We start from the raw sequence: 10,801 nt of genomic DNA, 5'->3' as shown, positions 1-10,801 counted from the left end.
AAATCAATGGGTTAGTCTAGACTAACTTGATTAAAATGCCCCCTTTTTTGGGGTAGAGCCAATCATTTATCCTTTTATCTAATCTTATAATTAGAGCCTCCCAAAAAGTATAAAATATTTTCATTTTAATATTTTATTAATCGATATGAAGCATGGTTCTTCTGCGAAGATTTATGATGTCACGAGGTAATAAAAATGAAATTAAAATTTGACGGCATTTTTTAATAAAAAAAATGCTTCCTGTGTTAAAACACCAAAAATCAATACAGGTACCATTAATATAAATTACGGTGGATGTTATGATAATTCCAGCATAAGTATTACAGTACCGCATATTACTACCGATGATGAAACTGTATCCAAGCGTATCGTTAAAGAACATACCTATACTTTAAAATTTTAAAGTGCTTGGTATTACTTTTTAGATCTTTTCGAGCGCTCTTTCGGGTCTAATTTGGTGCTCTCTAAATCGGATCTATATTTTGTATTAAAGATTAACGCAGGTATTTATCAACCATTATCCATAACCTGGATAAAAGCTGTTCATCTGATGACAGGAATTACTAGAGTCTTTGACATTTCATTTCATTCCGCCTACTTCCCCGCTTTATGTGCGGGATCTATACAGAGACAAACTAAAGTGCAGCCTTTACTGGATTTGCATAAAGTGCGAACGTAGGCTAATGAAGCAATTGTCAACAGAGCCTGATATCTATTCATTTTTAATAGTAATTCTTAAAGTCGCTCAAAAATTGTTCTTGTATTAAACCCAAATAATCGCTCGTGCATTCTGTATGCATACTCATCTGTCATATTGGCTAAGTAATCGCATACGATTCGATAAGCAGTCGTTTCATCCTCCGCTTGTTTAAACAAGACTCGGTTTTTATTATCTAATAAACTACCGGGGTTTGAACTGATGGCATCGAAGAGCCTCAGAACAACTGTTTGACCCCCATACTCAAAAGTTCGAGCCTCTTGAGAATCAATGACATTAGTATAGATGCATTGTTTTAAATAATTCAGAAGTGCATTAGCTTCGGGAGTGAGTGCTAGATTGTATTTAAGTAAATTATTTTCGAATTGTTCATTGGTTATTATGATTTGGGTTGAAGTAATAAAATAATTAACCATTTCTCCAATAGTTTGTTTTCTTGAGTAAAGATCTGAAGAAAATAGTGAGTCGATTAATAAATTTTGACGATCGGTTAACGATGTATTATTTAATAACTGTCGAAATTCGGGTGTATCCAGATGAGAGGGATTTATTAAACGTAAATGAATCGCATCTTCAAGATCATGAACCCCATAAGCAATATCATCTGCAATATCCATAATCGAACAGTCAAAACTATGATAAGCAGATTTTCCTGTTTTTGTACCACGAGGAATTTGTGATAGGGATTGAAATAATTCTTTATCACTATTGGAAAAAGGAGATAACAACCAATCGATTTCGGGTTGTTCGCAATCAAAATAAGCTTTGGGCGGTAACCAATCATTAATTTTGATGGTTTTATGGATGGATTCATGAACGGGTGCTTGTTTAGGGGCAACAACAGTAGAGCGTTTCACTGGATATTTTAAAATACCAAGCAGCGCACGTCGGGTTAAATCAAGACCATAGACGCCATAACTGCTCTCTACTTTGGTTAGTAATCGTAGCGTTTGGCCATTTGCTTCAAATCCTCCATAATCACGCATCATATAATTTAGCGCTACTTCACCACCATGACCAAAAGGTGGATGACCAATATCGTGAAGTAAACAAATAACAGAGATCAGATCATCATTAGGTAATAAACCTGCTAGCGCAATGTGCTTTTCTTGGTTCATCAAGAGATTGTGTACAATGCTGCGTCCTATTGAATCGACCTCCAGAGAATGAGTCAGGCGAGTTCGATGAAAATCACCTTCATCAGTTCCTAAAATTTGTGTTTTTCTTTGTAGTCGTCTGAACGCTGGGCAGTGAATTACTCGAGTTCGATCTCGTTCATAAGGATCCCGATGATCCAGGTTTCCTCTTTGATTTGTTTGTCCCGAACGTCGATGTGTCCACATAAGTTTTTGCCGTAGGAATAAAAAAATAATTACTGTAAGACAAAATTTGTCCTTTCACAACTCAATTTTCTAAAGTTTTTTCTTATTATGTAGATATAGTAGTCAAGAAGTGAATAATAAGAACTATAAATAGGGGAATGACAATGGATAAGAAAATAAACTTAGCACTCATGGTAATTTGTGCTTTCATTATGTCTTCTTGTACTAAGGACAGTGAATACCTCACATATCCCGCTTACTCATACACTGATATTACAGAACCATATTCTATGAATAGTAACCGTATGGTTAATTATGACTATAGATATCAACAAAAACAGGAAGTTAATGTTCCTGATTCGTACCATGTTGGTGAATTACATTCTCCCGTTTCTTTTAAGGATAGAGATCAGACTTGGGTAAATAGTCAAAATCCACAAGGTTACACTATTGAGTTGACAGAAGGTGATAAGGCATCTCAAGTGGCACAAGTTCTTTACAAAGCACCTAAAAAAGATCGGATGGCTCAAATCAAATATGAGCGTGATGGCAAAACACGTTATAAGGGAGTATACGGAACATATGGCACTGCAGAAGAAGCACAAAAGGCATTAAATTCATTACCACCCGAAATCAAAAGCAGTGCTTCAGTGATTAACTGGAGTAATGTGCAACAATAGACCCTAAATAATTTACCCCGAATTAAGCGATATCTTAATTCGGGGATGAGTTATTATGTTGATTAAGGAGTCACGATAATCTTGCCGACTTGCTCATTGGACTCCATGTATTTATGGGCATCTACTATATGTCCTAAGGAGAAAGTTCGAGCAATTTGGGGTTGAAATGAACCATCTTGCAAGTGATCAAAAACATATTTTTCAGCTTTTGCGCGTACCTCTGCTTGAGCTACAATTTCAAAAAGCGTATAACCGCGTACGGAAATTCCTTTACTTAAAGCGGTAAAAAGAGGGAATGGAGTGATTGACTCCAACGATAAATTTCCATAAATAAAAAGTATTCCACCTTGGCTCAGTGTTTCTGCAAGCATTTCGACACCTTTTCCTGCAATTGGATCGAATACAATTGTTACACCTTTGCCATGAGTTATTTCATTGACACGGGTAGGGAGGTTTTCATCGTTTGTTACAATCACATGATCTGCTCCTAAGGCGAGTAATTCTGCTTTTTTCTTAGCAGTTCGCGTTGTGACGATGCTAATAGCTCCTTGAGCACGTGCTATTTGAATAGCAGCAAGTCCTACACTGCTACTGGCAGCAGTAATTAAAACAAAGTCATTTTTAGTAAGATTTCCATAATGAATTAGGGCACCATAGGCGGTTAGGTATTGCATCCAAATAGAAGTTCCTTCCTCATAAGAAAGTTTCTCTGGGTATGCTGCGAGTGCGTATGCAGGAACTATAGCAACTTCTCCATATACACCATACTTACCGAGATCAAAGCAAGGCACTGTGCTGTATGTCTTGCCGATCATTTTTTTATCTACATCCGGGCCGACTGCTTCAACTATCCCAGAAGCTTCATAGCCAATTTTTGATGGAAAATGTGGTTCTATCAGATAGGCTCCAGTACGAAACATAATCTCAGCGCGATTTAGACCAATTGCATGAACACGCAAGCGAACTTCACCTTTTCCTGGTTCTGGTAGTGACGACTCTTCAAGTTTTAATACTTCCGGGCCTCCAGTTTCATGAAAGCGCACAATTTTAACCGATGAATTTGACATAAAATTTCCTTATTTTTGTAAAATATTTGATTAGGGCTAATTGGGGCTATGTTGCTTTAGAATCTGAACTGATTAGGATCATTAAACGAGTTACGCCAGGTGTTTTTGAGCGGTCTGCTTCAAACTGCTTCACGGTAATTGCATAATGTTGATTTAATTTTTCCAGCCATGCAATAAATAAGTCAAAAGCTACGGCGTCAAATGTAAGTTGAATATCGCCCAGTCCAGTTTGTTGTAATTGATAAGGAAATTTCAGGGTCGGATCATTTTTTAGTTTTGTCGCGAGCGTGGTTAGGAGTTGGCTGTTATCTACTGATTGTTTCTTTGTTTGCTTTATATGACTTTGTTGTCTTATGTTCTGCATCCACGTCAATGTAGTAGTTTTTTCTACGAGCTGAGTTGATTTTTGAGTTACCTTTTGGCTCAATGGACTATATAAAAATAAATAATAAACATAGAGCAAAAGGCACAGTGTTCCTCCAATCAGCATCCATTTTTCTCTCTCATTAAGACTACTTAAATAAGCTTTCACATTAACTCCAAAGTGGCTGCGACTTGTTGTTCGCGAGTTGATGCTTGAGTTTGTTTTACTTTGAGTTGCAGCTTTTTTAATTCGTTCTCGAGCTCTTCTAAACTGGCGAAATCCATGCTTATTATCGTTACAGATAACGTTTTGTTTTGATATCGCAACTGTTCTACAGTATTACGATCGTTCTTAATTACTTTAGCCAATTGATTGAGTAAAAACCAAAAACGATTTTGCTCTTCTGTATTATTACTTTTTAAAAGTTGCGCAATGCGAAACTTAGGACTGATAACTTGTTTGGCATCAGGGAAAAACTCATGATAGATAACGGCGATTTGTTCATCTATTTTCTCGGTCTGCTTATTTAAGAAATGCAATTTCATCCCATTTACTACGAGTAAGGAGATTAACCAGAGACAAAAAAGGAGACCGACTAGTTGATATCCCTTTTTAATCAAATCACTTTTATTTCCATGCTGCATTTCTCCTTGGCAGAGATTCATTATCTTTGCTTTTAACATTCTTTGAGCAATCCAAGTATATGATGTTTCCTGATTTTTAGGAGATGAAGCATCAATTTGAATTGCGCTGTCTGTAAAAAGTAATGGATGGTATTGTGGGTGATTTTTTAGATAGATATCAGCTAGTTCCCCTGAAAGAGCACCTTGGAAATCCTCAGTATTGATGAGCAAAGTTGTTTCACAGATACATAGCTCTTGTGGTTCCAGGGCAAACCAATCTACAGTAATAGCAAAAAATTCAATGTTTTGGTCATTGAATAATTGCATTAGATATCGAATTCGCTGTTTGCTTATTACAGTAACTAGATATTGATTGTTTTGATATCGTGCTTTATCAAAAGCGAAATGAAGCTCATCTACGGGTTGAGCTAACTTTTCTTCCAAAGCATAAGGAATTGCAATTCGCGCTTTTCTTTCAGGAAGCCATGAAAACTCCAGATTAAGAAGACTAACATGCTCACACGTTTCAATTACTAAAGTTTTACACTCAGTTTGCAATGATTTAATTTCTGCAAAACTGCGTTGAGCAGGTGGAACAATTAATGTCCCACCTTCATTTAATTTAAGGCAAAAGCATCCTGCTTCATCAAGATGTTTTGTAAAGAGAAAAAGAATATCCATTCCTAAGCATATGCTCTAAGTTTTTTTGCATTCATTGCAGTCCACTGTTGTTTCAGTTGTTGCGCCAATAGATAAACTACAAGTGCATATTGAGGACTTGAGTTGTATCGGGTTATAACAAAGAAATTAGGATAAGCTATCCAATATTCATTTCCTTTACCAGTCACTAGTTCAATCAAAGCGGCGCGTGAAGGATGATTATGTGAGGCGGTTATTGGCTTAACGCCATGCGCAATGAGCTGAGTATAGTAATAATTAGGTCTTTTAGGATTCATTTGAATACGTTTATGTAACGTACCTACCAATTTGGCATTTTGAGCAACTCCATCATTGGGTTTCCAGCCATGCTGGTAGAAGTAATTCGCGATACTTCCTATAGAATCAGCATTATTAGTGACCAGGTCGCGTTTACCGGTATTATTAAAATCAACAGCAAAATTACGGTAACTGCTGGGCATAAATTGTGGTTGACCTATAGCGCCAGCGTAAGAGCCTTTGTATTGAGTTGCAGGAACACCATGTTCACGACAAAGTAGTAGATACTCTTTTAGCTCTTTAGTGAAGTAGGGTGAGCGTTTTGGATAGTTAAATGCCAATGTTGCCAATGCATCAAGAACTCGATGATCTCCTTGTCGTTCTCCGTATAACGTTTCTACGCCTAAAATTGCAATAATAATCTCTGGTGGAACACCATATTTTTTCTGTGCCCTGTCTAAGGCTTCTCTGTTAGCAACCCAATAATCCAATCCACCTTTTAAACGTGCAGGAGTGAGAAATAAATCTCTGTAAACATCCCAATTTTTCTTTTCATAGGGTTTTTCCATTGATTCAATAATACCAGGCTGAATAACTACTTGATTCATTATTGCTGTAAGTTCTTTGGCATTAAAGTGGTACTCTTTGACCATACTTTTGATAAAAAGCTGCACATCTTTTCTTTTCGTAAATGCGGTATCTGAATAAGTTGAGAATGAAAAAAGTAGCAACATTATTGCAATAAGCCCCAAACCTGGTATTCGTCGCATAGCGCATCCTAATAAAAATCAAATGATAAATCTTATTAAAATTGCACTATATTAGCAAATACTTTAAGGTCGCGCGTATTTAAGCTAGAATGCGCTATTTGCAAAATAGGTACTTCAGTTGAGTGATTTAAAGCGAATTCGTAATTTTTCAATTATTGCCCATATTGACCATGGTAAATCTACCTTGGCGGATCGATTTATCCAAATTTGTGGTGGTTTAACTGAACGTGAAATGAGTGCTCAAGTGCTAGACTCTATGGATATAGAACGAGAGCGAGGCATCACGATTAAAGCACAGTGTGTTTCTTTAAATTACACTGCAAAGGACGGTAAAACCTATCTCTTGAATTTCATCGATACACCAGGACATGTCGATTTCAGCTACGAGGTATCGCGCTCACTGGCTGCATGTGAAGGGGCAATTCTTGTTGTTGATGCAGCACAAGGCGTAGAAGCACAAACAGTTGCTGTTTGTTACACAGCCATTGACCAATCATTATCTGTTTTGCCAGTACTTAACAAAATTGATTTACCACAAGCCGAACCCGAGCGTGTTATTTCAGAAATTGAAGACATTATTGGTGTTGATGCTCATGATGCAATACGGGTCAGTGCTAAAAGTGGCTTTGGAGTGGAAGATGTACTTGAAGCGTTAGTGACTCGTATTCCTCCACCAGAAGGGGATATTAACCAACCGTTACAAGCTTTGATTATTGATTCTTGGTTTGATAGCTATCTCGGTGTTGTTTCATTAGTACGCATTGTCAATGGTTCAATACGTAAAGGGGATAAGATGAGAGTTATGTCCACAGGACGCTCTTATGAAGTCGACCAAGTTGGTATATTTACCCCTAAACGTACAAAACTGGATGTACTAAATGCCGGTGAGGTAGGTTATTTGGTAGCAGGAATTAAAGAAATTCAAGGTGCCCCAGTAGGGGATACGCTTACTTTGGAAAAAAATCCAGCCGAGAAACCACTTCCTGGGTTCCAACGTGTAAAACCTCAAGTTTATGCTGGTTTATTTCCTATCAGTTCTGATGATTTTGAGGCATTCCGTGAAGCCCTTGCTAAATTAAGCTTAAATGATGCTTCATTATTTTATGAACCTGAGTCTTCTGAAGCGTTGGGTTTTGGTTTCCGATGCGGATTCTTAGGTATGCTTCATATGGAAATCGTCCAAGAGCGCCTGGAACGAGAGTACAATCTCGATTTAATATCTACTGCGCCTACAGTTGTATATCAAATTTTAACACAAAAAGACGAGACGATGCTGATTGATAATCCATCTCTTTTGCCGCCTCTTCCTCAAATTAAAGAAATGTATGAGCCTATTGTGAGGGCAAATATACTTGTGCCTCAAGACTTCCTCGGTTCAATCATTAATTTGTGTGTTGAGCGACGGGGTATCCAGGTCAATATGACTTACAGTGGTCGCCAAGTTTCTGTAACTTATGATATTCCTATGAGTGAAGTGGTTTCTGACTTTTTTGATCGATTAAAGTCAGTAAGCCGTGGTTATGCATCACTTGATTATAATTTTTTACGCTTCCAAGAAGCTGACTTAGTTAAAATGGACATTTTAATTAATAGTGAACGTGTGGATGCGCTTTCAGTTATCGTTCATCGGTCTTCAGCTCAAACTCGTGGAAAATTAATCGCTGAAAAAATGCGTGATTTAATTCCACGACAAATGTTTGATGTTGCAATTCAAGCTGCTTTAGGTAGTCATATTATTGCCAGACAAACAGTAAAAGCATTACGTAAGAACGTTACTGCAAAATGTTATGGTGGTGATGTGACTCGAAAACGAAAATTATTGGAAAAACAAAAAGCAGGTAAAAAACGCATGAAGCAAGTAGGGCATGTGGAAATACCGCAAGAAGCATTCATGGCTGTTTTCCAAACTGATAAAAAGAAATAGTACAAGGCATTAATGATACGTTGGATGTATTATTCGAAACTAAGTTTGATTAGGATATAAATTTATGAATTTTGCTTTAATATTGGTTGTACTATCGTTCATCAGTGGTTTTATTTATTTATTAGATGTTCTTTTTTGGGCAAGAAAACGCGCTGAGGATCAAAAACCAAATCGTATTATTGAATATTCACGATCTTTTTTTCCAGTATTTTTCATTGTATTAATTTTACGCTCGTTTCTAATTGAACCGTTCCGTATTCCTTCTGGTTCATTGGAGCCAACATTGCTTGTTGGTGATTTTGTTGCTGTAAATAAGTTTATTTATGGATTAAGACTTCCTGTTTGGGAAAAAAAAGTTGTTTCGATTTCTGACCCTAAAACAGGACAGGTTGCAGTATTTCGCTGGCCGCCAGATCCTTCCTATGATTACATCAAAAGGGTAATAGGAGTACCAGGTGATAAAATTAGTTATCACAATAAGGTGTTAACAATTAATGGAAGGAAAGCAAAACAGACTTTTGTTGAGTACACTATTGATGAAAGTTCGGGAAAAGCAGTAGCTAAATATCAAGAAGATTTAAATGGTACAGTACATAATATTTTTGTACGAACTGATGTTCCAGCTGTAGATTTTGATATTGTGGTGCCTGAGGGGAATTATTTCATGATGGGTGATAATCGTGATGACAGCGCGGACAGCCGGTTCTGGGGATTCGTACCCGAATCCTATTTGCGAGGCAGAGCATTTTTAGTTTGGATGAGTTGGAATGGCAAAAAGGATAACGTTCGTTGGTCTAGAATAGGAAAATTAATCCCATAAGGATGCAATATCGTTTATGATTCTCTGATCAAAAAACGTACTTTAAGTTAAAGCAGAAAAGGAATAGCAAATGCATAAACAAAAGGGAATGACTTTTATAGGGATGATATTTACAGTCGTTGTGATTGTTATGGCTGCAATCGTTGTAATGCGTGTTATTCCAGTTTATTTGCAGTATTACTCCATTATTAAATCGGTAAAAGGATTAAATTCAGTGCCTTTATCCACATTAAGTGGTGATCCCGTGGCAGATGTTAATCTTCTAAAGAGCACCATGGATAAACGCTTAGATATTAATGGGGTGGAAAGTTTAAAGGAAAATCAGTTAATGATTGAACCTATAGGTTCCAATAAATTTAGAGTGAAAGTGAAATATCAAGTTATTAAGCCCTTAGTATATAATATAAGCTTATTATTTGATTTTGATCATACAGAAGAGGTTGTAGCAGGCAGTGAAAGTTGATTTAGAAAGACTATGCAGGCGATTAAATTATAAATTCAATAATATTGCCTATCTCAAGCAAGCTTTAACGCATTGTAGTGTTGGTAGTGAAAACTATGAGCGTTTCGAGTTTCTTGGAGATTCAATTTTGAGTTTTGTAATTGCTAATGAATTGTTTCATCGTTTTCCCTTACAAAGCGAAGGCCAATTAAGTCGTTTACGTTCATTTTTAGTTCGGGGCGAGATGTTGGTTGAATTGGCTAAAGAAATTGATCTGGGGGATTTCCTGTTTTTAGGACAAGGTGAGTTGAAAAGCGGAGGTTTTCGTCGTGCCTCTATTCTTGCTGATGCTATGGAAGCTGTTTTTGCAGCAATTTTTCTTGATGGGGGGATCGAGACAGCGAAAGAAGTTATTTTAAAGTTATATCGATCCAGACTTGCAGATTCTAATTTAAATGATTGCCTAAAAGATGCTAAAACTCAATTACAAGAATATTTACAAGCTGAAAAAATGGCTCTTCCAGAGTATACTTTGACTAAGGTGGAAGGGGATGAGCACAATCAGATATTCTATATAACATGTATGGTAATTGGAGCAAAACAACAAACTTTTGGCCAAGGATCTAACCGTAGAAAAGCAGAACAATTAGCTGCGAAGTCGATGTTAGAGCTATTACGTTCACCAAAATCTCTTTAGTACATTACGTTGTTTAATTCATAGGTTTCATCTCCTATCGAGCGTCAAGCTCGCATGAGTGAAACCTGATTGTCCCTATTTTAAAATCGAGGAAAAAATTCACCTTAAAGGTTCATGTGATCCCTCCCCCCTGAACTTTCGGCAAGTCCTGTTTGACTCTGTCAAACGAGTATTTAGACATAGGCGAGCGACACGAACAAAGTGAGGGCAAATCCGTGATGAATTATGGAAGCAAGTCAAAGAACTGTTAGATGATTATACTCCTTCAAAATGGATACTCATTTAGGGATTAGCCCAAGCCAAATTAGGCAAAATTATCAATTTATCATTAATGAACTTAATATTTATTTAATATATTTGATAGTATAATGGTCTAAACGACCTATCTTCTCGTTATGGACAGCTAGAGAACTAGTGCATCACTTAGTTTTAATCATT

At 36.8% G+C, this 10,801-nt stretch carries 11 protein-coding genes; 6 read left to right on the top strand and 5 right to left on the bottom strand.

What is annotated here, in order from left to right; all coding sequences use genetic code 11:
- The first annotated feature begins 208 nt into the window (after window positions 1-208).
- On the top strand, window positions 209-403 hold the full coding sequence (locus DGG96_RS20095; RefSeq protein ID WP_110144251.1) for a hypothetical protein: 195 nt from the start codon (window positions 209-211) through the stop codon (window positions 401-403).
- Between the two features lie 332 nt (window positions 404-735).
- Here the strand turns inward: DGG96_RS20095 and DGG96_RS20090 are convergent, their stop codons facing one another.
- Window positions 736-2,061: an anti-phage deoxyguanosine triphosphatase gene (locus tag DGG96_RS20090; RefSeq protein ID WP_110144250.1), complete on the bottom strand. Its 1,326-nt coding sequence runs from the start codon at window positions 2,059-2,061 to the stop codon at window positions 736-738.
- A 143-nt stretch (window positions 2,062-2,204) separates the two neighbouring features.
- Here DGG96_RS20090 and DGG96_RS20085 point away from each other — a divergent pair, with 143 nt between their 5' ends.
- Window positions 2,205-2,720, top strand: a complete 516-nt coding sequence (locus DGG96_RS20085; RefSeq protein ID WP_110144249.1) for an SPOR domain-containing protein — start codon at window positions 2,205-2,207, stop codon at window positions 2,718-2,720.
- Window positions 2,721-2,782: 62 nt separating this feature from the next.
- Here DGG96_RS20085 and DGG96_RS20080 read toward each other — a convergent pair whose 3' ends face one another.
- The 4 genes from DGG96_RS20080 to mltB are packed head-to-tail and all read right to left on the bottom strand — an operon-like array spanning window position 2,783 to window position 6,480.
- Window positions 2,783-3,787: a zinc-dependent alcohol dehydrogenase family protein gene (locus tag DGG96_RS20080; protein WP_110144248.1), complete on the bottom strand. Its 1,005-nt coding sequence runs from the start codon at window positions 3,785-3,787 to the stop codon at window positions 2,783-2,785.
- A 46-nt stretch (window positions 3,788-3,833) separates the two neighbouring features.
- A complete protein-coding gene (gene lspM / locus DGG96_RS20075) occupies window positions 3,834-4,319 on the bottom strand; it encodes a GspM family type II secretion system protein LspM (protein WP_110144247.1) in 486 nt (161 codons plus the stop codon).
- Window positions 4,316-5,455, bottom strand: a complete 1,140-nt coding sequence (gspL, locus tag DGG96_RS20070) for a type II secretion system protein GspL (protein WP_110144246.1) — start codon at window positions 5,453-5,455, stop codon at window positions 4,316-4,318. The genes lspM and gspL overlap by 4 nt, the downstream gene beginning before the upstream one ends.
- A 2-nt stretch (window positions 5,456-5,457) precedes the next feature.
- On the bottom strand, window positions 5,458-6,480 hold the full coding sequence (mltB, locus tag DGG96_RS20065; protein ID WP_110144245.1) for a lytic murein transglycosylase B: 1,023 nt from the start codon (window positions 6,478-6,480) through the stop codon (window positions 5,458-5,460).
- Window positions 6,481-6,598: 118 nt separating this feature from the next.
- On the opposite strand from mltB, the gene lepA reads away from it, so the two are divergent.
- The 4 genes from lepA (at window position 6,599) to rnc (ending at window position 10,363) form a co-directional block, all read left to right on the top strand.
- The gene (gene lepA / locus DGG96_RS20060; RefSeq protein ID WP_110144244.1) at window positions 6,599-8,404 is read left to right on the top strand and encodes a translation elongation factor 4; all 1,806 of its coding nucleotides are present in this window, start codon (window positions 6,599-6,601) and stop codon (window positions 8,402-8,404) included.
- A 64-nt stretch (window positions 8,405-8,468) separates the two neighbouring features.
- Window positions 8,469-9,224, top strand: coding sequence for a signal peptidase I (lepB, locus tag DGG96_RS20055; protein ID WP_110144243.1), 756 nt, complete (start codon window positions 8,469-8,471; stop codon window positions 9,222-9,224).
- 70 nt (window positions 9,225-9,294) lie between these two features.
- Entirely contained in the window at window positions 9,295-9,687 is a 393-nt protein-coding gene (locus tag DGG96_RS20050; RefSeq protein ID WP_110144242.1) for a DUF4845 domain-containing protein, read from the top strand.
- Window positions 9,677-10,363 (top strand): ribonuclease III, encoded by a 687-nt coding sequence (rnc, locus tag DGG96_RS20045; RefSeq protein WP_110144241.1) that lies wholly within the window; start codon window positions 9,677-9,679, stop codon window positions 10,361-10,363. Before DGG96_RS20050 ends, rnc begins: the two co-directional genes overlap by 11 nt.
- Window positions 10,364-10,801: the final 438 nt, after the last annotated feature.

It is taken from the genome of Legionella qingyii (genome assembly GCF_003184185.1).
Note: the sequence above shows the minus strand (reverse complement) of the source record. Positions and strands in the feature narration are given on the sequence as shown.